The sequence below is a fragment of the Oceanobacillus sp. CF4.6 genome, assembly GCF_051262635.1.
GTDB lineage: Bacteria > Bacillota > Bacilli > Bacillales > Amphibacillaceae > Oceanobacillus.
Map to the genome: position 1 here is coordinate 195,947 of NZ_JBIMEX010000001.1, position 23,811 is coordinate 219,757.

27 protein-coding genes and 6 tRNA genes are annotated in these 23,811 nt (G+C 35.8%); 12 read left to right on the forward strand and 21 right to left on the reverse strand.

The window, feature by feature from the left end; genetic code table 11:
* Window positions 1-77 precede the first annotated feature (77 nt).
* Window positions 78-260: a YqzE family protein gene (locus ACHABU_RS01090; protein WP_435761387.1), complete on the reverse strand. Its 183-nt coding sequence runs from the start codon at window positions 258-260 to the stop codon at window positions 78-80.
* Window positions 261-405: 145 nt separating this feature from the next.
* Between ACHABU_RS01090 and comGA the strand changes: the two genes are divergently transcribed.
* The 8 genes from comGA to ACHABU_RS01130 all read left to right on the forward strand — a co-directional run bounded on the left by comGA (window position 406) and on the right by ACHABU_RS01130 (window position 4,796).
* Window positions 406-1,410: a competence type IV pilus ATPase ComGA gene (gene comGA, locus ACHABU_RS01095; RefSeq protein WP_435761389.1), complete on the forward strand. Its 1,005-nt coding sequence runs from the start codon at window positions 406-408 to the stop codon at window positions 1,408-1,410.
* Window positions 1,376-2,425 (forward strand): competence type IV pilus assembly protein ComGB, encoded by a 1,050-nt coding sequence (comGB, locus tag ACHABU_RS01100; protein ID WP_435761391.1) that lies wholly within the window; start codon window positions 1,376-1,378, stop codon window positions 2,423-2,425. The genes comGA and comGB overlap by 35 nt, the downstream gene beginning before the upstream one ends.
* Window positions 2,426-2,439: 14 nt before the next feature.
* On the forward strand, window positions 2,440-2,766 hold the full coding sequence (comGC, locus tag ACHABU_RS01105; RefSeq protein ID WP_435761393.1) for a competence type IV pilus major pilin ComGC: 327 nt from the start codon (window positions 2,440-2,442) through the stop codon (window positions 2,764-2,766).
* Window positions 2,741-3,181 carry a competence type IV pilus minor pilin ComGD gene (gene comGD / locus ACHABU_RS01110; protein WP_435761395.1) on the forward strand — a complete coding sequence of 147 codons (441 nt, stop codon included), beginning with the start codon at window positions 2,741-2,743 and terminating at the stop codon, window positions 3,179-3,181. The genes comGC and comGD overlap by 26 nt, the downstream gene beginning before the upstream one ends.
* On the forward strand, window positions 3,168-3,509 hold the full coding sequence (locus tag ACHABU_RS01115) for a type II secretion system protein (RefSeq protein WP_435761397.1): 342 nt from the start codon (window positions 3,168-3,170) through the stop codon (window positions 3,507-3,509). The genes comGD and ACHABU_RS01115 overlap by 14 nt, the downstream gene beginning before the upstream one ends.
* Window positions 3,490-3,909, forward strand: a complete 420-nt coding sequence (locus tag ACHABU_RS01120; RefSeq protein ID WP_435761399.1) for a competence type IV pilus minor pilin ComGF — start codon at window positions 3,490-3,492, stop codon at window positions 3,907-3,909. The genes ACHABU_RS01115 and ACHABU_RS01120 overlap by 20 nt, the downstream gene beginning before the upstream one ends.
* Complete coding sequence (locus tag ACHABU_RS01125; RefSeq protein WP_435761401.1) at window positions 3,881-4,264, forward strand: hypothetical protein; 384 nt, start codon at window positions 3,881-3,883, stop codon at window positions 4,262-4,264. The genes ACHABU_RS01120 and ACHABU_RS01125 overlap by 29 nt, the downstream gene beginning before the upstream one ends.
* A 289-nt stretch (window positions 4,265-4,553) precedes the next feature.
* Entirely contained in the window at window positions 4,554-4,796 is a 243-nt protein-coding gene (locus tag ACHABU_RS01130; protein ID WP_435761403.1) for a DUF2626 domain-containing protein, read from the forward strand.
* 54 nt (window positions 4,797-4,850) lie between these two features.
* Here the strand turns inward: ACHABU_RS01130 and ACHABU_RS01135 are convergent, their stop codons facing one another.
* A complete protein-coding gene (locus ACHABU_RS01135) occupies window positions 4,851-5,474 on the reverse strand; it encodes an MBL fold metallo-hydrolase (protein WP_435761405.1) in 624 nt (207 codons plus the stop codon).
* 268 nt (window positions 5,475-5,742) lie between these two features.
* Here ACHABU_RS01135 and ACHABU_RS01140 point away from each other — a divergent pair, with 268 nt between their 5' ends.
* On the forward strand, window positions 5,743-5,922 hold the full coding sequence (locus tag ACHABU_RS01140; RefSeq protein ID WP_435761407.1) for a DUF2759 family protein: 180 nt from the start codon (window positions 5,743-5,745) through the stop codon (window positions 5,920-5,922).
* A gap of 101 nt (window positions 5,923-6,023) precedes the next feature.
* Here ACHABU_RS01140 and ACHABU_RS01145 read toward each other — a convergent pair whose 3' ends face one another.
* The 4 genes from ACHABU_RS01145 to ACHABU_RS01160 all read right to left on the reverse strand — a co-directional run bounded on the left by ACHABU_RS01145 (window position 6,024) and on the right by ACHABU_RS01160 (window position 10,871).
* A complete protein-coding gene (locus tag ACHABU_RS01145; protein ID WP_435761409.1) occupies window positions 6,024-7,934 on the reverse strand; it encodes an LTA synthase family protein in 1,911 nt (636 codons plus the stop codon).
* A 227-nt stretch (window positions 7,935-8,161) separates the two neighbouring features.
* On the reverse strand, window positions 8,162-9,130 hold the full coding sequence (locus ACHABU_RS01150) for an ROK family glucokinase (RefSeq protein WP_435761411.1): 969 nt from the start codon (window positions 9,128-9,130) through the stop codon (window positions 8,162-8,164).
* Complete coding sequence (locus tag ACHABU_RS01155; RefSeq protein ID WP_435761413.1) at window positions 9,127-9,342, reverse strand: YqgQ family protein; 216 nt, start codon at window positions 9,340-9,342, stop codon at window positions 9,127-9,129. Before ACHABU_RS01155 ends, ACHABU_RS01150 begins: the two co-directional genes overlap by 4 nt.
* Window positions 9,343-9,413: 71 nt before the next feature.
* Window positions 9,414-10,871, reverse strand: coding sequence for a spore germination protein (locus ACHABU_RS01160; protein WP_435761415.1), 1,458 nt, complete (start codon window positions 10,869-10,871; stop codon window positions 9,414-9,416).
* A gap of 207 nt (window positions 10,872-11,078) precedes the next feature.
* Here ACHABU_RS01160 and ACHABU_RS01165 point away from each other — a divergent pair, with 207 nt between their 5' ends.
* Window positions 11,079-11,933, forward strand: coding sequence for a hypothetical protein (locus ACHABU_RS01165; RefSeq protein ID WP_435761417.1), 855 nt, complete (start codon window positions 11,079-11,081; stop codon window positions 11,931-11,933).
* Between the two features lie 39 nt (window positions 11,934-11,972).
* Here the strand turns inward: ACHABU_RS01165 and ACHABU_RS01170 are convergent, their stop codons facing one another.
* The 4 genes from ACHABU_RS01170 to rpmG all read right to left on the reverse strand — a co-directional run bounded on the left by ACHABU_RS01170 (window position 11,973) and on the right by rpmG (window position 14,863).
* The gene (locus ACHABU_RS01170) at window positions 11,973-13,520 is read right to left on the reverse strand and encodes a rhomboid family intramembrane serine protease (RefSeq protein ID WP_435761419.1); all 1,548 of its coding nucleotides are present in this window, start codon (window positions 13,518-13,520) and stop codon (window positions 11,973-11,975) included.
* Window positions 13,521-13,824: 304 nt separating this feature from the next.
* On the reverse strand, window positions 13,825-14,019 hold the full coding sequence (locus ACHABU_RS01175; RefSeq protein ID WP_435761421.1) for a hypothetical protein: 195 nt from the start codon (window positions 14,017-14,019) through the stop codon (window positions 13,825-13,827).
* Window positions 14,020-14,075: 56 nt separating this feature from the next.
* Entirely contained in the window at window positions 14,076-14,651 is a 576-nt protein-coding gene (locus ACHABU_RS01180) for a 5-formyltetrahydrofolate cyclo-ligase (RefSeq protein WP_435761423.1), read from the reverse strand.
* A gap of 62 nt (window positions 14,652-14,713) precedes the next feature.
* Entirely contained in the window at window positions 14,714-14,863 is a 150-nt protein-coding gene (gene rpmG, locus ACHABU_RS01185) for a 50S ribosomal protein L33 (protein ID WP_067730425.1), read from the reverse strand.
* 177 nt (window positions 14,864-15,040) lie between these two features.
* On the opposite strand from rpmG, the gene ACHABU_RS01190 reads away from it, so the two are divergent.
* Both ACHABU_RS01190 and ACHABU_RS01195 read left to right on the forward strand, forming a co-directional pair.
* The gene (locus ACHABU_RS01190; RefSeq protein ID WP_435761426.1) at window positions 15,041-15,277 is read left to right on the forward strand and encodes a hypothetical protein; all 237 of its coding nucleotides are present in this window, start codon (window positions 15,041-15,043) and stop codon (window positions 15,275-15,277) included.
* A 20-nt stretch (window positions 15,278-15,297) separates the two neighbouring features.
* On the forward strand, window positions 15,298-15,870 hold the full coding sequence (locus tag ACHABU_RS01195; protein ID WP_435761428.1) for a hypothetical protein: 573 nt from the start codon (window positions 15,298-15,300) through the stop codon (window positions 15,868-15,870).
* Window positions 15,871-15,912: 42 nt separating this feature from the next.
* Here the strand turns inward: ACHABU_RS01195 and phoU are convergent, their stop codons facing one another.
* The 11 genes from phoU to ACHABU_RS01250 form a co-directional block, all read right to left on the reverse strand.
* Window positions 15,913-16,566 (reverse strand): phosphate signaling complex protein PhoU, encoded by a 654-nt coding sequence (gene phoU, locus ACHABU_RS01200; RefSeq protein ID WP_435761430.1) that lies wholly within the window; start codon window positions 16,564-16,566, stop codon window positions 15,913-15,915.
* A gap of 148 nt (window positions 16,567-16,714) precedes the next feature.
* Window positions 16,715-18,820 (reverse strand): peptidoglycan D,D-transpeptidase FtsI family protein, encoded by a 2,106-nt coding sequence (locus tag ACHABU_RS01205; RefSeq protein ID WP_435761432.1) that lies wholly within the window; start codon window positions 18,818-18,820, stop codon window positions 16,715-16,717.
* Between the two features lie 65 nt (window positions 18,821-18,885).
* Complete coding sequence (locus ACHABU_RS01210) at window positions 18,886-20,160, reverse strand: MFS transporter (protein WP_435761434.1); 1,275 nt, start codon at window positions 20,158-20,160, stop codon at window positions 18,886-18,888.
* A gap of 95 nt (window positions 20,161-20,255) precedes the next feature.
* The gene (locus ACHABU_RS01215; protein WP_435761436.1) at window positions 20,256-20,867 is read right to left on the reverse strand and encodes a superoxide dismutase; all 612 of its coding nucleotides are present in this window, start codon (window positions 20,865-20,867) and stop codon (window positions 20,256-20,258) included.
* Between the two features lie 190 nt (window positions 20,868-21,057).
* Window positions 21,058-21,130, reverse strand: a tRNA-Phe gene (locus ACHABU_RS01220).
* Window positions 21,131-21,333: 203 nt separating this feature from the next.
* Window positions 21,334-21,426 (reverse strand) — tRNA-Ser (locus tag ACHABU_RS01225).
* Between the two features lie 9 nt (window positions 21,427-21,435).
* Window positions 21,436-21,512: transfer RNA gene (locus ACHABU_RS01230), tRNA-Ile, on the reverse strand.
* Window positions 21,513-21,530: 18 nt separating this feature from the next.
* A tRNA-His gene (locus ACHABU_RS01235) sits at window positions 21,531-21,606 on the reverse strand.
* A gap of 17 nt (window positions 21,607-21,623) precedes the next feature.
* Window positions 21,624-21,700, reverse strand: a tRNA-Met gene (locus ACHABU_RS01240).
* Window positions 21,701-21,703: 3 nt separating this feature from the next.
* Window positions 21,704-21,778, reverse strand: a tRNA-Asn gene (locus ACHABU_RS01245).
* A 256-nt stretch (window positions 21,779-22,034) separates the two neighbouring features.
* A complete protein-coding gene (locus ACHABU_RS01250; RefSeq protein ID WP_435761438.1) occupies window positions 22,035-23,654 on the reverse strand; it encodes a Na/Pi cotransporter family protein in 1,620 nt (539 codons plus the stop codon).
* Window positions 23,655-23,811 lie beyond the last annotated feature (157 nt).

A 23,811-nucleotide genomic window follows, 5' to 3' on the forward strand; every position in this document is an offset into this window, starting at 1 on the left:
GTGCCTTAGTTGCACTTATGCAGATAGATAAGTTTTATACTTTTCTATCTGCCAACGAAAAAGAATAGCAGACCCGTTTATCTGCTATTCTCCTTTTGAAACATTATTCTTATTGTAAATGGGAGCATTCCAAGCCATTTGCTCGTATAAATAGGATAATCCTTTTTTCGCTTTTTCCGCTTCTGCTTTTCCTCTGAAGATAAGTCCATATAGGAGATCAACTGCTCGGTAATAAATTTTAAATAATCATTTCCTGACATATGAAGCCCACCCTATGTTTAAGTTATACCCTTATCCTTTGCATTATGAAAAAATATATTCAAAAATTTTTTAATTTGAAGAAGGAATTTAGCAAAACGTGTCGAATATAATATTTGTTGGATTTTATAAGGAGGTGAAAAATTATTGAATCCTGCAGCGAAATTATCTAATAGCCTTCTGAACGCTTCGTTAATAGCAAATGCTTCCGATATTCACTTCTATCCATTTCAGAATCATACCGACATCTATTTCCGCATTCTAGGAAAACGAATATTCCATAAAAGAATTCGAATGGAAAAGTTTCAATTACTTCTTACTTACTATAAATTCATATCTGGAATGGACATTGGTGAATCCAGGAAACCTCAGAACGGTACCATTGAGCATAAATCAGATTCCAAATTATTTTCATTGCGAATTTCAACACTCCCTCTCAATAATACAGAAAGTCTGGCTATAAGGATTCTCCCACAGGACACGACACTCTCTTTGGAACAACTATTTCTTTTCCCAAACCAATTAAATAAAATTAAGAAATGGATTACCAACCGTGCGGGAATCATTCTGTTTACAGGTCCTACTGGGAGTGGTAAAACGACAGCTCTATATGCACTTCTGGAATCCATTTTACAGGAAAAATCCTATCAGACGATTACATTGGAAGACCCAATTGAAAAGAATATGGAACACATTCTTCAAGTGCAGGTAAATGAAAAAGCTGGGATCACGTATCAAACAGGACTGAAAGCAGCCCTACGTCATGATCCCGATATTATTATGGTGGGAGAAATTCGTGATAAGTATACGGCGCGATTTGCTTTTGAAGCTTCTTTGACAGGACATCTTGTATTAAGTACTCTGCACGCAAAAAATGCTGCAGGCACGATTCACCGATTATTTGACATGGGGATTGAAGAAAGTGACCTTAAACAGTCCCTAATCGCAGTGGCAGCATTAGAATTGCTCCCCTTACAAATGAACAATGTAACACGCAGAGCTGCAATACTTGAATTGCTGGATGGTGAAATTCTAAAAAGCGTTATAGAAGGCCAGGAACATACGAAACCAGAAATGTTCCATTCATTTGAGTATTTAAGAAAGAAGGCTTTTGCATATGGATTCATTTCTGAAGAGATTTTCAATTCGTAACAGGAAGTTGAACAGTGATTTACAACTCCGCTTTCTTCGTTTACTACATCGTCTATTAACAAATGGCTATTCCTTATTGGAAGCATTGGAAACGATAAAATGGGATAAAGAAATGTACCAAACAACAGAGGTGATTATTACATCATTGAAGGAAGGATCAACCATTGATGTCGCATTTGAAAAAGCTACTTTTCATCCTACTATCACTTCTTACTTATATTTTGTACAAGGGAATGGAGATTTAACAGGAAGCATTGAAAAATGTGCTACCATGTATAATCATCGAATAAAATATATAACGAAATTTCAGCAGGTAGCCAGATATCCATTAATTTTATTCTTCGCCTTCATGTTGCTACTCTATTTTATCAAGACAAGTATTCTTCCCTCCTTTCAAGATCTTTTCCAAACAAGTACAGAAGCATCTTTGACTGTGTCGCTTTCAATTGTAATTATTGAATTACTTGGTAACACCGTATCTTTACTTTGTGCAGCATTTGTCATTGCGGTTGTTATATGGAATCTCACGAAGCACCGATTACCAATTGAGAAACAGATAAAAGTATATAGAGCAATCCCCATCTACAGAAGATTTTTGAAGCTGCAAACCTCTTTTCACTTCGCTGCACATTTTAGCTCCCTTCTAAAAACCGGTATGTCATTTCGGGAAATTCTTCAACATATGTCCAAACAACAGAAATTACCCATTATCGCTTATTATGCAAACCAAATGACAACCGAATTATCAAGGGGGCTTCATATCGCAAGTTTATTGACGGTATTTAGTTTTATGGAAAATCAGTTAACCGCTATTTTCCGTAAAAATGCGGACATGCATGCTTTGGAAAAAGATCTAACTATATACTCAGAGCTGTTGATGGAAGAAATTCAAAGGAAGATATTAAAAAGTATTACATTAATCCAACCCGTATTTTTTCTGATTCTCGCCAGCTTCATTATTTTTATCTATATAACATTGATGTGGCCGATGTTTCAGTTAATGAAAACAATATAGAAGGAGTTAAGATCATGTTTAATAACAATAAAGGTTTCACCCTGATTGAAATGTTAATCGTATTGATGATTATATCGGTTCTGATTATTCTTATCGTTCCAAACCTTGGAGATAAAGGAAGTGAAGTTCACAGTAAAGGATGTAAAGCGCTTGTCAGCGTTGTTCAGGCCCAAGTAGATGCTTATTATATTGAAAAAAATGAATATCCGTCGTCTTTAGATGATTTGGTGCCACAATATATAAATGACGAACAGAAAAAATGTCCAAATGGCAAAGAACTACAATATATTACAGATGATGAAGGAATTAAAAGACTTGTTGCTAAACCAGAAGAATTGTAACGGTTTTACCTTGCTGGAAGTCCTATTTGTATTAACTAGTTTATCTGTCATATTGTTACTCTTCCCTACAATTAATTTGGATGCAATTGAAAAACAGCAGGAAAAGCAGTTTTTAGAGACTTTTCAATTTGATGTGCTGTATGTCCAAAGTTTATCTACATTAAATACAGATGAGAAAGTTTTCATCCGATTATATAAGGATCATTATAAAATATTACAAGGTACTAAGAAGACAATTGCGGAAAGATTTTACCCCTCTGGATTGCTTATTGATCCAAGAGGAAATGCCGATATTATTTTCAATGAAAATGGAACATTTTTATATCCGCGCACAATTAAAATAACGACAAAACATGCGGTTTATGATGCCGTATTTCAACTTGGGAAAGGCAGGTTTTACATTGCAGAAAAATAGCGGATTTACACTGATCGAAGTGTTAATTGCTGCAAGTATTCTTTTCACCACAGTTTCCACTTTTATGCCGCTTATTTTAATAGTGGATGCGGAACAAAAAGTGTTAAGTGATCGTCGTAATTTGGCATCTATACTCCATGATGAATTGCAGCATGTGATTTGGGATACTCCTGGAGAACTTCCCTTGAAATTTACTGAAACGTTAAATTCCATTCAAGTCCGATTTGAATTTAATATGGAACAAGAATTTATAAAAGGATGTGTCGCATGGAATAATGCAAAGCAAAGAGAGGAAAGATTGTGTTTGTATGGTTTACAGGCATCGTGAAAAAGGTTTTACATTTGTTACGCTACTATTAATGATTACGATCCTATCTAGTACGTTGCCTTTTTTAAGCTATCTGATTCAATTCGCAGACTATGAGTCCAATTATGATGAAATTTCTGCACAGCAATTCTTTCATTTTATTCGGAATGATGTTATTAAATCAACATCCGTAGAAACCAATGGAAAAAAGTTGTACTTAAACCAACAATATGAAGATGTGACAGCTACATTTGAATTATATGGCAGTTTGATTAGACGCCAGGTAAACGGACAAGGTCATGAAATTTATTTAAGGGATGTAAAGAATATTTCTTTTGCCTCCCTCCCTTTTGGAATCCACGTGTCCGTAACGATGTTAACAGGAGCGAAACATGAGAAAATTATTATCCACTACCAATAATCAACATGGGTTTATCTTGCCATATGTATTATTTATCACGACATTAGCTTTGATATTGATCACCGCTCACATTCAAAGCTACCAACGCGGGATGGAAATAACTGACAGGTATCTCCAACAACTAAAAATGGAGACTCTCTTTCAGATGGGACGTGAAAGAATAAAATCGGATATCGATGAAATAACGGTTCCGGGTACGTTAGATTATAATTTTCCCTACGGAGAAGTGCGTATTGAAGTGCAGGAGATCGAACAGAATAACTATGAATTATTTTTTACAATTACTACAAATTCAAATAACCATATTTATGCCATTAAAAATATATTAGAAATTGAAGAAAATGTGACAGAATAAGCTTATACAGTTTATAACAAGCGCTCTAGGAATACCTCTATTTAACATATGATTTAAGCGATCCAACGACATATACGATTTACCAATAAATAATTAAAGAGAATAAAGACGCAGGTGTCGTGGAGATTTCCAATCTGGTTGAAACCGATTCAAGAATATGATTGATGGAAACGGTTAAAACTGTAAATATATAGCTAAACTTCAAATGTTTAATGACATTCGTTTACATTCTGTTAAACGTCGTATATAATAACTATGAAAAGGCTACATAAAAGGAGGGGGAAGACACATGGATCGGATGTTTCGTGTACTTGCCTTTTGGACAGGTATTTTTACAGTAATGTTTTACGTCGGTGACATGATGAATACTGCACTCTTATTCCTGGTTCAAACGGCGTTTTTCCTTACAGTAGGTTATTTAAAATTATCTGAACGTATGTATATGTATTTATTTGGAGCGTATTGCACCGTATTTATGGTTGGCTTTACTTGGTATTCTGAATTTATACTTGTACCTGGTTTCGGACATTAAAATGAAAAACCCCCGCATGTTTCACCATGCAGGGGTTTTTCATTTTGTTGTACTTCATATCCGTACAAAGGGATTTCTTTGCTTTTCCATACCGATTGTAGTTTCCTGACCGTGTCCGGGGTAGACGGTATATGTATCCACTAAAGTATATAACTGATTTCGAATACTCATTTCCAGCTCCTTCATATTGCCTCCATACAAATCCGTTCTCCCTATCCCCTGATAAAATAGGACATCCCCACTTACAATAAACTGTTCTTCTTCAAATACAAAACTTACACTGCCAGGCGAATGTCCCGGAGTATGCAAGACAGTAAAGTTAAATGGGCCAAGCTGCATCTGTCCAGGGTTTAATGTGAATTCTGCAGGACTGGCAGTGATTTCACTATCTTGCAGCTTCCGTGAACCGTTCTTCATTGGATCCGATAGCCAGGATACTTCATTTTTATGAATGAAAACTTCTGCGCCGGTATGTTTTCTAATTTCCTCTAGTGCTCCAATATGGTCGAAATGTGCATGCGTTAATAAGATAGCTTGGAGATGGAGTTGTTTTTGGTGTAAAAATGCGGATATTTTTTCCACTTCAGCACCAGGGTCGATCAGCAATGCCTCCTTCCCCTCGTAAATAATATAACAGTTAGTACCAATAGGTCCTAAAGACATACCCTCAATATTCATTATAAAACCCCCATATAATCACAAATTGGTAATTCAGGAAAACGTTTTTATTTTAACTCGACAAAAACAAACGAATGCTTTAAAATAGAAATAGATTGTCTTAGTTACATAATAATATAAAAGTATTCCCTAATACAATTATTAGTAACCTTGGTTGTCACCAAGCTTTTAAGTGACGACCTTAGTTGCACTTATGCAGTAAGAAAGGATTTATACTTTCTTAACTGCCAAGCTATTAGGAGTACAGCTTCAAAGGAGGATGAAATTTATGCAGCATATTGTATTAGCAATTGTATTTTTATTTGTAACATTACTGGCTGTCGTATCAGTCATTCGTCAACTTAAATACAAAAATCTATTTGCTTTAGCTTTTTCAGCGGTTACAGCGTTGGCATTTGGATTCTTCTCAATTGCAACGATTTTATCAGAGATTGGGATTATTAATTAAGTAAATTGCTCCAAGTGAAAAGTTAACTTTAACGGGTTAACTTTTTTTAATGTAAAAAACTGCTTTCAGTAAACACTGAAAGCAGTTTTTATTCTAAATGTTTATTCTTTCTCTTTGAAATTAATAAATCGAAACAAATCCCCATAAATCAAATTGTCGGAATAAGATAATTCTGCTTCCACTTTTTCCTCAATAGGGGAACAAACATTTGCTACTCTAGCTTGATTTTCAGTCTCTGTATCGGTTTCACTCGTAATTGGTTCACCGGTTTGACGATCATAGCAGATACCTGCAGTAGAAACGTACTCATCACTTATAAAATCACCATTTCTTAAGGCGATGTATTCCTTCCTATCTTCAGAAAAGACATCATTTCCAAAATAAATATCATTTTCGGCTTCGATACCCAACAGACTTAAAATAGTTGGTTTCATATCAATTTGACCGGTAATATCAGATATTAATTCCCCATTTCCATCACCGGGAATATGAATAAATAATGGTACCCGTTGTAATTGAACTTGATCGAAAGGAGTAATTTCTTCTTTATCCAAATACATACGCATTGCTTTATTGTGGTTTGCACTGATACCGATATGATCCCCCATGATAATAATCATAGAATCTTCATACAAACCGGAGTCTTTTAGCTGTCCGAAGAAGTCTTCAATAGCCTCATCCATATATCTAACAGCCGGAAAATAATTATTTAGTGTATTTGAATTGGAGTCATAAGGATCCATTGACGTATCTTCTTCATCCATTTCAAATGGAAAATGGTTGGTCAATGTAATAAATTTCGAATAGAATGGTTGTTCCATCGATTGTAAATACTTAATGGATTGTTCAAAGAATGGTTTATCTTTCAAGCCCCAACCAATTGAATTTTCTTCTGATACTTCATATGCTTCCTCACCATAGAAGTGATCGACTCCCAGGCTTTCATACATCCCTTCCCGATTCCAAAAGCTTTTGTTATTCGAATGGAGGACTGTTGAAGTATAACCTTCTTTTTCGATTACTTCTGGTAGGGCATGGTATTCATTACCACCATGTGTAAAGAATACAGCCCCACGTGATAATGGATAAAGTGAATTTTCTACTAGAAACTCGGAATCAGAAGTATTTCCCTGGCCCGTTTGTTCATAGAAGTTATCAAAATAATACGTGTCTTCATTCGTAACAAGACTGTTAAGGAAAGGTGTTACCTCTTCACCATGAAGTTGATTATCGATAACGAAATGCTGGAGCGATTCCGCGTTAATGAATATTACATTTTTACCTTCAGCGGCTCCAAACTTATCGGAATTCTCAACGACTTTTATGTTCTCATTAATGAAATCCTGTATTTCAGGTAATTCATTTCCATCAGCGAATACACGTTGCGATTCCGTTTTGGAATGTACAACTAGATCATAAACATGATAGTTAAATAACCCAATGTTTTTCACAAGATATTCACGATCAAATGCTCGTGTGAATAATTGTGGTCTTTCCATTTCTGCTAAGAAAAAATTACCTGCCAACAGCACAAGTGAGATTGCAAGCGCAAAGACTTTCCCGCTCTTCGGATATTCAACAGCCAATTCAGCTTCTTGTTTTTTACTTAAATACCATATAATGGCTGCATCAACAAAAAGCAAAATGTCCAAAGGCTTGATCAGTGTCATTATACTTGATCCTAAGTCAGACATATTACTTCCCATGAATAATTGAGGAATGGTTATAAAGTCTGTGAATTGACGATAAAACACTAGGTTTGCAAAAACAATAAATGTTACAAACAAAGCGGTATATCTAATGAATTTCATTTGCCGTGATGTTTTATTGAACCATACGCTGATAGCGAATATCAAAAATGCCGATACAAATGGATTTATAAATAAAATAAACTCCTGCATCATGTTTTCTAATTCAATATTAAATATTAATCGATAAACAATATATGTTTTAAATCCAAACAATAATGCCGCTATTATATATAAAGGCATTGTAGGTAGTTTAAACTTCATGATTCTTCCTCCTATAAAAACTCTCTCCATATTATTCTTTTTAATTACTAAATAAAATTGCTTTCTCATTCTTTCCCTATTTGATGGAAATGTAAACTAGGGTTTACATAAACAACTATTATATAAGACGGAATAGCCATTCAAAAGGTTTCACTATATTTACAATATGTTAATAAATAGCTTTTGTGAGATTACTATTTTAGTAGTAAGAGGAGGAAAAACAAGGTCTAAACATTTCTGTGCAATTTATCCAAAACTAAAAATGCGCCACCAATAATACCAGCATCATTACCAAGATGTGCTGCTTTTATTTCACAGGCTTCTATTACCCTAGGCAATGCATGTTTTTCAAATGCAATTCTAATCTCGTCTATTAGCTGATCGCCGGCAGTTGATACTCCGCCACCAATTAGAACCTTAGATGGATTAATAATAACACCCATATTTGCAATCACCCTGCCAAGTATATCTGCAGTATTTTTAATTATACTGTTTGAGATGGAATCGCCATTTTTTGCTAATTCAAAAACGTCTTTTGATGTGATTCGTTTATTTTTTTTGTAGGTTTCTCCAAGTAGACTAGCAGGAAACGCTTCTATTTTTTCAATCGCCTGTCTTACGATTCCTGTTGCAGATGTAACCGTCTCTAGACAACCACGATTTCCGCAATTACATGCATAGCCATTCTCTTCCACATGTATATGACCCAGCTCTCCCGCCATCCCATTCTCTCCACTGAGTATAGAACCATTGGCAATAATACCTCCGCCGACCCCAGTACCGAGTGTGATTGCGATCAAATTTTGAGCTTGGTTTCCTGCCCCAGTCCAATTTTCACCGAGAACGGCAATATTAGCGTCATTTTCCACAAATACTGGTAGGCCAGACTTTTCTTTCAATTGATTTGCCAAATCAAAATTTTTCCAACCAATATTTACGGCTTCATATACAAATCCGGTTTCTGCATTAATAAAACCCGGTGCTCCTACTCCTATGCCAATAATTGAAGTATTATTCAGGTTCAGTGAATCTACTTTTTCACGAACTGATAACCAAATATCATTCACAATAGCCATTCCACCATTCGAAATGTTTGTTGGGATTTCCCATTTTTTAAGGATTGCACCATTATTTTCAATTATTCCTATTTTTACAGATGTTCCACCAATATCGATTCCAATAAGAAATTCTGTCATGCGTTATTCGCTCCTTTATTTCCAGCAATTCTATTTTTCTCTCTTAGGAGTAAAAGTTTAGCCATTTGATATTCTTGAATTTTTATAAATTTCATTTGATAAAGTTCGTCGATTTCCATTTCCATCAGGTTTAGATCACCTACTCTGTCGCCAGTGTAGATAAATGTACCATATCTTTTAAGCAATTGTTGTATATCATAAATTGAATTCATTATAATCACCACTCTTTATTATATCAAAAATTAATGATTTAAGGTATTAATAATAAAAAACCCGGGTACGATTATCGATCCGGGTCTTGTGGATTTAGAAATGTCGGTCTTCGATTCTTTAATGGAATTGGAGTACGTATGAGTATGTCACGAAATGCCTTATATGAAAAGGGCATAAATGGCCAAAAATAAGGGATATGAAATACTTTCATTTTCGTAATATAAATAATCCAAATGGTTATCCCCAAAGCATATCCTGCAACACCAAATGCGGCGGTAGTCAGCAGCAGAAAAATCCGGGTCAGTCTGTTAGCCATACTCATTTCATAGCTTGGTGTCGCATAGGAACCGATAGCCGCAGTAGCTATATAGAGGATGACTTCATTCGTAAACCACCCGACCTCAACAGATACTTGACCAATCATAATGGCTGCTACTAAACCGAGTGCCGTGGCTAGTGAGGTCGGGGTATGGATGGCTGCCATCCGAAGCATATCTAAACCGAGTTCCGCAATGAGAAATTGAACAATTAATGGAATAACACCGGCATCATTTGGACCAATAAAGTCTAGTCCACTGGGCAACAGATCCGGGTTGGCAGAAAAAAGGTAATACAGGGGCAGAACGATGATTGAAAATAGTACCGCAATAAAACGGACAATTCGTAAATAGGCACCAACCATGGGTTTTTGCCTATATTCTTCAGCATGTTGCATATGGTGCCAAAACGTGGCAGGAGTAATCATAACACTTGGTGATCCATCAATAATTACTAGAATATGCCCTTCATATAAATGTGCTGCAGCAGTATCCGGTCTTTCGGTGTATCGAATGGAAGGATAAGGATTCCAGTGCCTGCTGCTCAGATATTCCTCAATCGTTTTCTCGGCCATTGGTAGTCCGTCCGTATCAATACTTTCTAATATTTTTTTAAGTTCATCTACCTTTTCTCCATCCGCTATATCTTCAAGATAACATACACAGATATCTGTTTTTGATCTTCTTCCGATTTGCAAATACTCCATTCGCAAGGAACGGTCACGTACTCTTCTGCGTGTTAATGCGGTATTGAAAACAATTGTTTCAACATATCCGTCCCTTGACCCTCTGACCACCCGTTCGAGATCTGGTTCTTCAGAAGATCTTACCGGATAAGTACGGGCATCAATCATAATAATTTTATTGACACCCTCTACTACCAATGCAGTTGTACCTGCAAGAACAGCGTCGGTAGCTTGATTCAAATTATCCTGCTGGTCTATTTCCATATATGGAATATATGTTTTCAGCAATTTAGCTAATGGGTCAGGTTTTAAATCCTCGGGTTCAAGTTTAGAAAGATATTTCATCAGCAAATGCATGATATCATCTTTTGCAAACCCGTCGATCATAAACATTGCCATTTTTGTTTCAGCGTATTCCAAATCCAGTTTGATAATATCGAAACTCTTATCGACAGCCAATCGATCCGTAATATAGTCTACATTTTCCTGATAACTATCATACATCTTTTGCTTGTTTTCTTTCATCTCATCTCACCCGACATTTAATTAAGGATACAGGTAGTTTGTTACCGAGATGGTTTTCTATACCTCAGTATGTAAACATAATTGCAAGGCAAAACACATACCTATTATAGACAAGTTATAAACAAAAACGAAAGTTGGCCGATTAGCGACGCACGGAGTGTTCCTACGAGGATAAAGGAAAAGCCTAAAGGATATGGGGGGAAACGTGTGAATAAATGGCGGTTACCATTAATCATTATTTTCAGCCTTATACTGGTATTAATCATTTTACTCCGTGGACATTCTGAACCAACGGTAAGTTTCTTCCCGTTAGATACAGATAGTACGATGGAACATACAGCAACAACTTTGAAATTATTATCAGAGGAAGGAATCAACACCTATAAAATTGATTGGAAGATAGAATCTGCGAGCGATAAAACAATGTACCTGAGGCAGGATGTTTCTCTTTTATTTGATAATGGGAGATTACGTGGAGTCAGAAGTAAATGGGTTCAAAATACGAATAGGATAAAAATAAATGAAAGACTAAAAAGTGAGGACTCCAGACATCTTCAAAGCATTTCATTTCACCATGGTGAAAATCATTATTCCGAGGAAGATATTCGAAGTATTCAACAGATGTCCTATGATGAGCTATATGTTATTGACTCTCCAACAACTCCTATAGCATCTTTTAAGACGCCGGAAAATCGATATGAAATGGAATGGAAAGAATTACTCGATCGAGCTACCAAACAACAATTGCTTTTTCATTGGCATGAATTACTTAACCACTTTAATCTAGATGTAGAAACCTATACGACTTTTCCACTAATTGATTTGTATAGATATAATAATAATCCACTTCCAAATCTGTCGCAGGAAGAAACAAATAATGCTATCGGAAGACTGTGGGAAGGTTTATATAAGAATTATATCATTCCTGCCTTAGATCCACCAAATGATAAATTAAATAGCTTTATGCCTCTTATCTTAATCGATAAACAAAGTACACATCTCATTGTATTATTTGAATTGAATGGAAAGAAAGAGCAATTAATACAAAGACTACCCAAATAACAAACGAATGAGAATGAAGCCAAAATAAAATGCGCTTTTTTATCTTGGCTTTTCTCCTGTGATCTCTTCATACAAACTTATAAAGTCTTCATTTTCCGGTTTTAATTCATAAGCGGTTGTTATCATTTCATTCGCATCTTCCAATTGCCCATCATTATAATATAAAAGAGCGAGGTTGTAATACGCTTCAGGTACTGTTGAGTCTGAAGCGATACTTCGTTCAAGGTCCCGAATAGCAAGATTCATCTTATTTAGTTCGATATAGGCATAGGAACGCTGAAACAAAATTGCTCCTTCCACTTCCCCATCTAATTGCAAAGCATCCGTTGCAAGGCTAACCACTTCTTCAAATTTATCTTCCATACGTAACTGCTCCATCTGCATTAGTTGGTAGGTTTGACTGTTTAAATTATTACCTATCCCGAATACAGCGATGCTTCCAACGAGTAGAATATAAACAATGACTGCAGGGAATTGTAATTTAACATTTCCTTTTTCTGGAAGATGAACAACAGCAGAGGCAATAAAACCAGCCAGCAGTCCTCCGAGATGTGCACCCATATCAATCTGAGGAACTAAAAATCCTAAAACAATATTAATCATAATAATAATTAGTATACTATTTCCTATTGTTTGCAAGAAAATACGTTTATAGATTAGTCCGAAGAAGAGCAAAGCCCCGAATAAGCCAAATACAGCACCAGATGCTCCTGCAGAAACACTAGTAGTAAATGCAAAACTTGCCAGCCCCCCTCCAATACCTGCTAAAAAGTAAATGATTAAAAATCTTAGTCGACCATAGATTCTTTCTACTGCTGTACCTAAATAATAGATAGCCAGCATATTCATGAATAGATGCAGGAAACCAATGTGAAGAAACATGGAACTTACAACCCGCCACCATTCCCCATCGATGATGTCAGGGTTATATTTAGCTCCCATTTCAATCAAAGTATCAATCGAGGAGCTTCCCCCATACATCTCAAGTAAGATAAACATAAGGACATTAATGGCGATTAATATGTATGTAAAATAAGGTTTGCCATAGGAGAACACATTTTGTTCTTCTTTTCTTTTACGTTGCAGGAAGTCAGAGAGATATCCTTTATATTTCATTACACTTTTTTCTTTAACTTCCTCACTGTACTCTTCCGGCTTTATTAGAAGTGAAAGTTTCAGGTCTCTTTCCAGTCTCTGAAATTCATTATATGAATCTTCATCATCCAAATAAAATATCTTCATCTTTAGTGGGTTTTTCTCTTTAAGCTGCATCGGTTTTTTTAATATTTCCCAATCGTCCACGGGTGCATGTGAGGAAACATAAACATTAAATAAATCAATTCGTTTACTACGTGTTAATTTTTTCATTGACTTCGATTTTTGAAATACGTGAGCAATATCTCTTTTTAAATGGTTTTTCCAGTCAAATCCCTTATGAACTAATCGAACGACCCGTGATCTTTTATTTTCATATTTTTCCAGCCATATTTCATCGGTTTTCTCATCTATATGCAGAATATCATAATTATTTTCTGTTACGAGACTATAAGCTGTATAATACAACTTATATTGTTCATCCAAAAACATACATTCACCTTCCCCCCATTTATCATAGCAGAACTAATTTCACTTGGATAGAACAAAAGCACACCGATATTATCAGTGGAATTTTTTAAAAGACTGAGACTGCGTTTAGCCGTCCTATCGAAGAAATGTTGCATTTTTAACCTTCGCAATTTCTCTACGGCATAACTTCTATATATAGCACGAATTATGAAACTTCGTATTTTATCTCAACTCAACGATGATTAAAATGCAACTAACATTACGAAGAGTGCCTTAACAAACAAAAAAAAGCCACTTAAAAGCAGCTTCATGTCTTCGTACTTCTTTAATAGGTATGCGATTTCGTATTAAATAATTCCGGCAATATGTGATTACGTACAGAAGGTAAGTTCATTGATGCGGACACCATTATTTTTCTGATAATACCAACTGCCAATAATGTATTCATTACCTTGTACCGCCACTTATATATCAAAGCTACCGTTGAAAACATTACTACAATTGCTAAAACTGTTTTCATAATAAACACCCTTTTCACTAATATGGTGTTATTAGTTATTTTCCTTATATGTAATATTATACATCGTATGAGATAGACATAATTTCTTTCTCGGTTATGATGTAGTTTACTGGAATATCAAAGTTTTCAGCTGGGACATGATCAACCAGTTGATCTGAGCTGCACAGAGAGACACTTGTATTTGCATAGTCCTTTAAAAATCGATCATAATAACCTCCCCCAAAGCCAATCCGATAACCATCCCTGTCGAAGAGAAGACCTGGTACAAGCAGGAGGTCCATAGAATTTTTTTTAACTTTCTTGCTAATATCCGGTTTCGGTTCCAGAAGATTATAGTATACGACTTCGAGTTGCTCAAAAGATTTCAGTTCATAAAAGATAAGTTCTTTTTGTTTTGGATAACACTTTGGAATACAAATGGTTTTATTCTGTTCCCAGGCCGCTTCTATAATTGGTTTTGTAGACCATTCAAATCCTTGTGCCATTGTAACGCCAATTGTTGTAGCCTCCTTCCAAAGTGAAGATAATAAAAGTTGTTGCTTTAATTTTTCTTCAATTTGCAGCTTTTCATGTTCAGGCAAATTTTTTAATCCTTTAATAGAATCTGTTCGCAAACTCGTTTTTTCATCCATCGTTCCACTCCTAAATAAAAAACTCTTATCTTTATGATAAGAGTTTTTGAGTAAAAATTCATTTATTTTGTTTCACGGTGCAAAGTGTGTTTTTTTAGACGTGGTGAATATTTTTTAAGCTCAATACGTTCAGGATTCGTACGTTTATTTTTAGTAGTGATATAATTACGATCCCCTGTTTCAGTACAAGCTAAAGTAACGTTTACGCGCATGTTTTTCCCTCCAAACTTTAACAACTTGCTTTATCATCATCTTTTTAATTCGTGCAGACTTTAATTATAATAGCAGAGTTCCTGAAAATTTTCAAGAATTATTGGGAAAAATTTAATGTTTTCTCACTTCCCATTCTATGATATAACTAATAGTGTACATCAAGGGAGGGAATATAAATGTTATATGCAATAATTTCCATAATTATTGTGGCAGTTGTACTTTTCGTTTTGTCATATTTAATGAATGACAGATTTGAGGAATTGGAAAATCAGCTCGAACAATTTTCGATTACAACGATGCAGGATACATATCAGATGAAGAAAAAAATTAAAATTCTAGAAGAAGAACTTATGCCCGAAGATCTTACACAGGACATCCTTTCAAAAAAGGAAAAAAGACCGCTATCCAAATAAACACATAGAAGGAGAATTTTATGAAACATACTGTACGTTCTTTTTCGGTAGGGTTGCTTACCAGTGGCGTTATCCTTCTGATTGCATTTTATTTTATTGATGATCCAGTTCAGTCGGCTGAAGATTTGGAACCGGAAGAAATGATTCCAGTGATAGAAGACAAAGGATATACCGTCCTTACAAAGGATGAATATATATCATTAAGCGTAAGTAGTGACTCGGAAACAGAAGAAACACCATCGGAGGAAAAGGTGGTTTCTGAAGATACATCCGACAAACAGCCAGAAACCAATTCAAAAGAGCAAGATAATGCTAGTGAAGAAGTGGAAGCTAAACAGGAAGAAACGGAGGAATCTACTTCAACAAATGAAGATGAAACAGAAGACGCTGTCAGCTATACACTAACAATCAGTCCAGGAATGGCATCTTCAGATATCAGCTCTCTTCTCGCAGAGTATCAAATTATCGAAAATGCTTCGGAATTTAACAGTTATTTAGATGAACATGAATATAGTCTTAAAGTACAAATTGGATCCTATGATCTATCCAGCGGTATGAGCTTTTATCAAATCGCTGAAAAAATATCCAATTAAAAAAAAAGGCAGCAAGGAACTTTCCCTTGCTGCCTTAACTAATTAGTTTAAATTAAAATTCTCACCCTTCACCAAGTACAGAATACTCTCTCCGATATTCGTTATATGGTCTGCAAATCGTTCAAGATACCTTGCACAAAACGCGATTTGCATCACATATTGGATTTTATCCGGATGGGTGGCTGTTTCTCCAAGTAATTCACTAACAATGGTTTTATATAATTTATCTACTTCATCATCCATATCAGCTAATTTTCTTGCAACCGAAATATCTTCATATTTAAAGGCCTGTGTTGCTGAAAACAGCATATCCTTTGTCATTTGATGCATTTGCCTAAGATCAGATGGGATGGCAGAGGAATTCTTTCCTAAATGAATCGTGGATTTAGCTATATTTTTAGCGTTATCACCCATTCGCTCAATATCTGTAAGAATTTTCAATGCCGTAATTACCCTTCTCAAATCGGTTGCAACTGGTTGCTGTTTAGCAATTAGCAAAATAGTTTTATCGTTGATTTCCAGTTCTTTTCGGTCGATTTTTTTATCATTTTCTATGACGTGTTTAGCAAGCTCCACATCTTGATTGAATAAGGAATCAATCGACTCATCCAAAGCCTGACCACTGGCATTGGCCAATTCAATAATATCTTCATTTAATACATCGAGTTCATTTTGAAACTGATTACGTGTCGCCATTTATATACCCCCGTCTAACTGTATTTTATGTTTACCTTTTATTATAGCTAACTTTTATTAAGAAATAGTAAATTTAATGTAATTTATACTTATTAAATCAAAAAACTACCAACCTTTTGTTTTGGGATGGTAGTCTTTTAGAAAAAACTTATTCTTCCTCGTCTTCAGTATTTTCTTGTTCTTCTTCTTCATCCAGACTTACTTGCGCTCTTTCTTTTTTTAATTCGAAGTAAGTATCCAGGATTTTTCTTCCTATCTTATGGTTTGAAATATTATTCGTGTTTTCTCCGGTAGTCGGCACAATAATGGCAAAAGCGATTTCGGGATCTTCGTATGGCGCATAACCGACTAAATTATGGCTTAAGGTATCTGTTTCCCCATCATCAAATACTGTAATTTCGGCTGTTCCCGTTTTTCCTGCAACGGTATAATCTGCATCATTATAATGCCTGTAAGCTGTTCCACCTTGTTGGAAAACTTGGCGAAAACCTTCTTGAACTCGATCAATATAACTATCATCCATCGTAATTCTATTCATAACATCCGTGTTTACTGATTTATATACGGGACCTAGTACATCCTGTGATGCAAGTGGTTCTCGAACTTCCTTTAGAAAATGAGGTCTTACCCGGTAGCCATCATTCGCAATTGTTGATACATACTGTGCGAGTTGCATCACTGTATATGTATCAAACTGGCCAATACCATGGTTCATCATGTCACCTGGTTTATTAGCGCTTCCTTGATATCCTGTTGATTCAGTTGGATAGTCAATTCCAGTAGAAACACCTAACCCAAATTGATTGAAATAGTTTCTTAATGTTTGAAAAGCGTTTGGATTTGTTCGATTAACACTTTCAAAATTCGGAAATGGATAGCGGTTTTCACCCATCATACGTAAAGAGATATAGTACATATAAACATTGGATGATTTTTGCAGTGCAGTAATGTCGTTAACTGAACCTATATTATTGGAATAGGACCGCATTATGTCATTTTGGCCTATTCTAATTGGTCTATCATAGATTACTTCCCCAGGTGAAATAACACCAGAATCAAGTCCTGCAAGAACGGTTGCACCCTTTACGACAGATCCAGGAGTGTGTGCATCAGAAAGTGCCCGAAAGCCCCCATCCTCGTATCTATTCTTTTCTTTATTAAAATGACTTCCGGAAACTGCTAAAAGTTCTCCTGTCTTCGCATTCATGACTACAGCCAAGGCATCAGTCAAATATTGATTTTCATACGGATATTGACTCTTAGCCGCTTTCAGCTCTTCCTCAACAATTTTATCAACCTCTTCCTGGAACTCCATATCAATAGTTAAAACAAGGTCTTTCCCTCGTTCCCCTTCCACAATTGTTTCTGAATCGATGACGGTCCCGCTTTTCGTTGTTGTATATTGTATTTGCTCTTTCCTTCCTCGCAGAAGATCTTCATATTGCAGTTCCAAACCACTTTTTCCGACTCGATCATTTCTACTATAACCTTTACTTAGATAAGATTCTTCCTCATCAGCAGGAATTCCCTCATCCTGTGAGGAAATGGATCCGAGTAAACTGGTTAGCGTTGTTCCAAAAGGATATTCCCTATTCCAGTCAGTTGTTGCATTTATACCTGGCATTTCATCTAAATGTTCTGCGACCACTGCATATTCTTCAGTTGTCACATTTTCATTTTTTACAACTTGAGGTGTTAGAGAATATGCTTTATCGAGTTCTTTTTTTATGGAAATTACTTCCAGTTCCTGTTTACTGAAATCACTGATCTCTTCCTCCGTAATTAAATCAAGTGTTATATTATAAACTTCTGCATTGCTCATTCCTTCTGTTTCTATCTCCGAAAGTCTGCCGTCAGCTTCCTCCTTGTTTAGTAAATACCAGTATTCTTTCTTGTTTCTTTCCGTAATTCGTTCTAGCGTATCCTCATCGTCCATAGCAATATATTCCGCCAGTTTTTCAGCAACTTCGAGTCTGTCTTCTGCCTGTACTCCTTTTGGTGGAGTATAGGTAATCGAATATACTGCATTATTATCGACAATGACATTCCCATATCGATCATATATTTTCCCTCGTGGTACCGGGGTTTTGGTTGTATCCAGATTAGTTCGTTCAATCTCATCCTGGAAATCTTCTCCATTAAGAATCTGAACGACACCAAGTTGAAGAATTAAAACGGAAAATAATAAAAATACAACAAAGAACAATATATTGATACGAAAGGGAAGTTGTGTTTTCTTTTTCTTATTTTTCATTCGTTCTCCCCCAATGCGATAAGTAATTTTCTATTGTATAAACTACAATATTGATTTTACCATATTCATCGGTTTTTTTCGTCAGATAATTGATCCTTTAACATAACTTCTTTCTTTTTCGAACTTCCTAAAAAGATATTTCGCACAAAAAAGTAAATTACAATATGTCCAGCTCCTAAAACAGCCAGTAAAATTGGTATGATCTCTTCTGCTTCATAGAAATAAACACCTGCAAGAAATATTAAAATGGAGATAATTCGTCCACAATTTAAAAATAACTCTCTGACAACAATATATTCTACGCGCATTTCGCCTGCTTTCCAGGCCTTCCCGATTACATCAAAGGTTAGCGAGACATATGGAACGTTTATCACAGGATATGCAATACCAATAACTACTGCATAAACCATCAATAAAAAATAATTTATTTCAAACAGTATAATAAAAATAGAAAAGTAAAGAACCAACGCACCAAAAAGAATTGCTTTTTTTCGCATTGCCGGTTTTATGAACTTCGTTGCAACCATATAAAAAATAACAGATAGTCCAGAGAGAAACATATTAAACGTACCAAGTGCTAATTCACTCTTTGTTACCAGGAAAACCCAGATGGAAATAACGAATGCAAATATACCTTCGCGTAACCCTTGGAAAAAATGTGCATGAAGTATTCTCTTCCAGTTTTTATTATGATGACGCTCGTCCATAATTCTTTTGAAGTGAAATACTCCTTCAGCGCCACGGCGTTTTAATAAGAAACTGGTACCAACTGCACATGCAAATAAAAAGAATGATATTGCAAATATAACGGTATAACCGACATTATCTGTCATCCGTGCAATAATTAACCCAGCAAATAGAGGCCCTGTCATACCGCCTAAAGATTGTAATATACCAAGGAAACCATTAAAAAAGTCTCTTGTATCCGGCTCTGTAATTTCAAATGTTAACACATTAAATGCTAGCCAATAAAACCCATACCCTATACCAAGCAGACTCCCGAGCATAAAGTTATACGTTGCTGCATTTTCTCCAATTATAAGCACACTAAGAAAAAATAGTGACAGAAAGAATACGCCTAATCGTAAAACAATAATACGATCCCATTTTTTAGCCAATCGCCCTGCTAAAACAAAGGTAATCGTCTGAAATAAACCGATTGCCAGATTATAAAACGCGATTGTAAGATAATCTCCTGACTGCTTCCAAAGATAAATATTAACAAATGTATTTGATAGGAAAATCCCTGCAGAATATAAACCGCCTATCAGCAACAAGATGAATAAATCTCTATTACGATCCATTTTTTTTCGAAAAAAATTCATTACATTTTTTATCATAAGAAGACTCCTTTGCATCTCTAATAGTGTAAGCGAAGGAGTAACTTATATACAAAAAAACACGCGGATAATTTTCCGCGTGTTTAATGATAGTTTTATTTTGCTTCGTTGTAGTTTTTAGTAACTTCATCCCAGTTAACAACATTCCAGAATGCTGAAATATAATCAGGACGCTTATTTTGATATTTAAGGTAATACGCATGCTCCCATACATCTAGACCCAATAATGGAGTTTTACCATCCGTTAGTGGTGAATCCTGATTCGGAGTGCTTGTTACTTCTAGCTCTCCATTATTAACTACTAACCATGCCCAGCCTGAGCCAAAACGTCCAGTAGCTGCTGTTCCAAATTCTTCTTTGAATTTATCAAAACTACCAAATTTTTCCGTGATTTTGTCAGCTAATTCACCAGATGGTTCACCGCCACCATTTGGTGATAATAGTTTCCAGAAAAGACTATGGTTTGCATGTCCACCACCATTGTTGCGAACTGCGGTACGTGCACTTTCAGGTACAGCATCCAAGTTACTGATTAGCTCATCAATGGATTTATTTTGAAGATCTGACTGACCTTCTAATGCAGCATTTAATTTGGTAACATACGTGTTGTGATGCTTCGTATGGTGGATGTTCATCGTTTCTTTGTCGATTGCTGGTTCTAATGCATCATATGCATACGGTAATTCTGGTAATTCAAATTTCGCCATAATTAAACTTCCTCCTCAAATAAAAATGATATAAAGGAATTAAAATCCCTTTATATAGAAGGTTATCAGAGGTTTCGTATACTTGCAAATCTTATGCTTTATATTATTTAAAGTTTCAGAAGACATAATTATATAAAAAAATACAATTTTTGCTAAAGAAAAAAACAAGCTGGTTGCTTGTTTTCAAAAGTGGCTCGAGACGGAATCGAACCGCCGACACAAGGATTTTCAGTCCTCTGCTCTACCGACTGAGCTACCAAGCCGTATAAAATAATAATCTGAATATATTTCCTGTTTTTGATAAGATTTCGAAGCAAATTCTGGAAGCATTCTGCCCGTCCTGTTGCAAGAATTTTCGGTGATGCTGCACTCTTCGCAAAACCTACAATGTTGTTATTCAAGATGTTTGCGGTTTTGCTCTACCGACTAAACTACGAAACCAAATTGTATTATGTATAAATAAAAATGGAGGAGGTAGAGGGATTCGAACCCCCGCGCGGTTTGACCCGCCTGTTGGTTTTCAAGACCAATCCCTTCAGCCGGACTTGGGTATACCTCCGCAAGTTTATGGTGGACCCTGTAGGACTCGAACCTACGACCGATCGGTTATGAGCCGATAGCTCTAACCAACTGAGCTAAGGGTCCTTTTTAATTTAAAATAAATGGGGCGACCGATGGGGATCGAACCCACGCATGCCGGAACCACAATCCGGTGTGTTAACCACTTCACCACGATCGCCATATTGTTATTTAAATTGGTAGCGGCGGAGGGGATCGAACCCCCGACCTCACGGGTATGAACCGTACGCTCTCGCCAGCTGAGCTACACCGCCACTTGGCTCCACAGGTAGGATTCGAACCTACGACCGATCGGTTAACAGCCGATAGCTCTACCACTGAGCTACTGTGGAATAGTAGTAATTATTTGTTATCCATTAATAACAACGTTATTTAATTTACCATGTCTACGTAATTCTGTCAACCATTTTTTTGCGTCCTCGCAAAACTTTTTATGTAGTACCTATTTCAAGACTGCGATATTTATAATAGCATGTTATTTATGTAATTTCAAGGATGAGAGTTAAAAAATGTCTAATTTTGTTGATTTTTGTCTGATGAGTAAAAAAAGGAGAGGTTGTAATGACCCCTCTCTCTTCTAGTTTCTATTTATTCATCCAATACGCCTTCTGCAATATTAACAGCATGATCTCCAACACGTTCGAGATTACTGATAATATCAACGAATACAATACCAGCAGAACCACTACATAGGCCCTCATTCATACGTATAATATGTTTTTTACGGAATTTGCGTTCCATTTTATCAATTTGATCCTCTTTTTGAACCACTTCAAGTGCTGCTTCTCGGTCCATATTTTCCAGGGCACTTACTGCTTGTTTGACCGTTATAATTGTCAAATCAAACATATTGTTGAGATCTTCCATTGCTCCCTCAGTTAATATTACTTTGTTTGAGATTTTGTAATCAATTAATTCAATCACGTTTTCAAAATGATCTCCAATCCGTTCAATATCTCTAACTGTATCCATCAATGATGTGTGTTTTGCACTTTCAACCTCTGAGAGTGAACCTGCAGATATATCCACAAGATACTCTGTTATTTTACGATCAAGATTATTGATTGCACCTTCAATTTGCATCGTCATTTCAGAGTGTTTTGGATTTTGTGTTGTTACATATAAATGAGACTCTTCTAGCCCTTTGTGTGCATATTCACCCATACGGATTACTTCTGCCTTCGCTTGATCCAGCGCCAATGCTGACGATTGTTGAATGAATATAGGGTCCAAATGCTTTGGTTTATATTCGATAAGGGTATCTTCACCTGGAATCAGTTTAGTAACTAACCAAGCCAATGCTCCTATAAACGGAAATTGGATTATTGTGTTAAGAATATTGAAGCTACCGTGTGCAAAAGCAATTGTCATTTCTTCATTCAAATTAAATTGCGTTTGCCAGAAAATGACCAGCTGTGTAAATACGCCTAACAACAAGAGCACGAACGTCGTACCTACCACGTTGAAGACTACATGAGTTGCAGCCGCTCTTTTAGCCGCTACAGATGCACCAAGTGATGCAAGAACTGCCGTAATGGTTGTACCAATATTGTCACCAAACAATACTGGGAGTGCTGCATTTAGCCCAATTGCCCCTTGTCCATAAAGTGATTGTAGAACCCCGATGGTTGCACTGGAACTTTGAACGATTAAGGTGAATATCGTACCAACAACCACACCTAATATTGGATTTGAACTCATACTTACGGTTAAATCATGAAATGCTTCTAAACTACGTAATGGTGACATTCCACTGCTCATTAATTCGAGACCGAAGAATAATGCTCCAAAACCAAATATCGTTTGTCCAATGTTACCAACTTTTGGATTTTTAAAGAAGAAAATCAGGAAGCTTCCTAGTGCAACAATAGGAAGTGCGTAAGCTCCAATATCAATACCAATAATAAACGCTGTAACAGTGGTACCTATGTTGGCACCCATAATAACACCAATTGCTTGTCTAAACGTCATAAATCCTGCGTTAACCAACCCGATTGTTAATACCGTTGTACCTGTACTGGTCTGAAGAAGTATCGTTACGACAATACCAGCCAATACACCCATAAAAGGGTTACTTGTAAATTTATCTAAAACCTCTCTTAATCGGTCACCTGCTATTTTTTGTAAACCGTCCCCCATGTATTTAATACCAATGAGGAAAATACCTAAACCACCAATGAATTCAAAAATCAATGCTTGTATATCCATTTAAATCCGCCCTTCAGTAATTGTTGAAATATGTCGTTTAATACCCTAACCATTATTAATGATTTATGAATCACTTGTAAAGGTTTTATTAAAAAGTTTACATTAAATTTACAATTCTTTTTTTACCTATATTTATTAACTACCCATATAAGCAATA

Excerpts from the sequence above, each read along its gene's own strand:
- ACHABU_RS01170 (WP_435761419.1), bottom strand. The coding sequence starts at position 13,520 with ATGTTTTTGGATGAACAATATAAGTTGTATTATACAGCTTATAGTCTC.
- ACHABU_RS01205 (WP_435761432.1), bottom strand. The coding sequence starts at position 18,820 with ATGAAAAATAAGAAAAAGAAAACACAACTTCCCTTTCGTATCAATATA.
- ACHABU_RS01155 (WP_435761413.1), bottom strand. The coding sequence starts at position 9,342 with ATGAATTCAATTTATGATATACAACAATTGCTTAAAAGATATGGTACA.
- ACHABU_RS01210 (WP_435761434.1), bottom strand. The coding sequence starts at position 20,160 with ATGATAAAAAATGTAATGAATTTTTTTCGAAAAAAAATGGATCGTAAT.
- rpmG (WP_067730425.1), bottom strand. The coding sequence starts at position 14,863 with ATGCGCGTAAACGTTACTTTAGCTTGTACTGAAACAGGGGATCGTAAT.
- ACHABU_RS01145 (WP_435761409.1), bottom strand. The coding sequence starts at position 7,934 with ATGAAGTTTAAACTACCTACAATGCCTTTATATATAATAGCGGCATTA.
- ACHABU_RS01160 (WP_435761415.1), bottom strand. The coding sequence starts at position 10,871 with ATGAAAGAAAACAAGCAAAAGATGTATGATAGTTATCAGGAAAATGTA.
- ACHABU_RS01215 (WP_435761436.1), bottom strand. The coding sequence starts at position 20,867 with ATGGCGAAATTTGAATTACCAGAATTACCGTATGCATATGATGCATTA.
- ACHABU_RS01175 (WP_435761421.1), bottom strand. The coding sequence starts at position 14,019 with ATGAAAACAGTTTTAGCAATTGTAGTAATGTTTTCAACGGTAGCTTTG.
- ACHABU_RS01135 (WP_435761405.1), bottom strand. The coding sequence starts at position 5,474 with ATGAATATTGAGGGTATGTCTTTAGGACCTATTGGTACTAACTGTTAT.
- ACHABU_RS01090 (WP_435761387.1), bottom strand. The coding sequence starts at position 260 with ATGTCAGGAAATGATTATTTAAAATTTATTACCGAGCAGTTGATCTCC.
- ACHABU_RS01190 (WP_435761426.1), top strand. The coding sequence starts at position 15,041 with ATGTTATATGCAATAATTTCCATAATTATTGTGGCAGTTGTACTTTTC.
- ACHABU_RS01150 (WP_435761411.1), bottom strand. The coding sequence starts at position 9,130 with ATGACAGAATTTCTTATTGGAATCGATATTGGTGGAACATCTGTAAAA.
- ACHABU_RS01140 (WP_435761407.1), top strand. The coding sequence starts at position 5,743 with ATGCAGCATATTGTATTAGCAATTGTATTTTTATTTGTAACATTACTG.
- ACHABU_RS01250 (WP_435761438.1), bottom strand. The coding sequence starts at position 23,654 with ATGGATATACAAGCATTGATTTTTGAATTCATTGGTGGTTTAGGTATT.
- ACHABU_RS01130 (WP_435761403.1), top strand. The coding sequence starts at position 4,554 with ATGGATCGGATGTTTCGTGTACTTGCCTTTTGGACAGGTATTTTTACA.
- comGC (WP_435761393.1), top strand. The coding sequence starts at position 2,440 with ATGTTTAATAACAATAAAGGTTTCACCCTGATTGAAATGTTAATCGTA.
- ACHABU_RS01180 (WP_435761423.1), bottom strand. The coding sequence starts at position 14,651 with ATGGATGAAAAAACGAGTTTGCGAACAGATTCTATTAAAGGATTAAAA.
- phoU (WP_435761430.1), bottom strand. The coding sequence starts at position 16,566 with ATGGCGACACGTAATCAGTTTCAAAATGAACTCGATGTATTAAATGAA.
- comGB (WP_435761391.1), top strand. The coding sequence starts at position 1,376 with ATGGATTCATTTCTGAAGAGATTTTCAATTCGTAACAGGAAGTTGAAC.
- ACHABU_RS01120 (WP_435761399.1), top strand. The coding sequence starts at position 3,490 with ATGGTTTACAGGCATCGTGAAAAAGGTTTTACATTTGTTACGCTACTA.
- ACHABU_RS01195 (WP_435761428.1), top strand. The coding sequence starts at position 15,298 with ATGAAACATACTGTACGTTCTTTTTCGGTAGGGTTGCTTACCAGTGGC.
- ACHABU_RS01125 (WP_435761401.1), top strand. The coding sequence starts at position 3,881 with ATGAGAAAATTATTATCCACTACCAATAATCAACATGGGTTTATCTTG.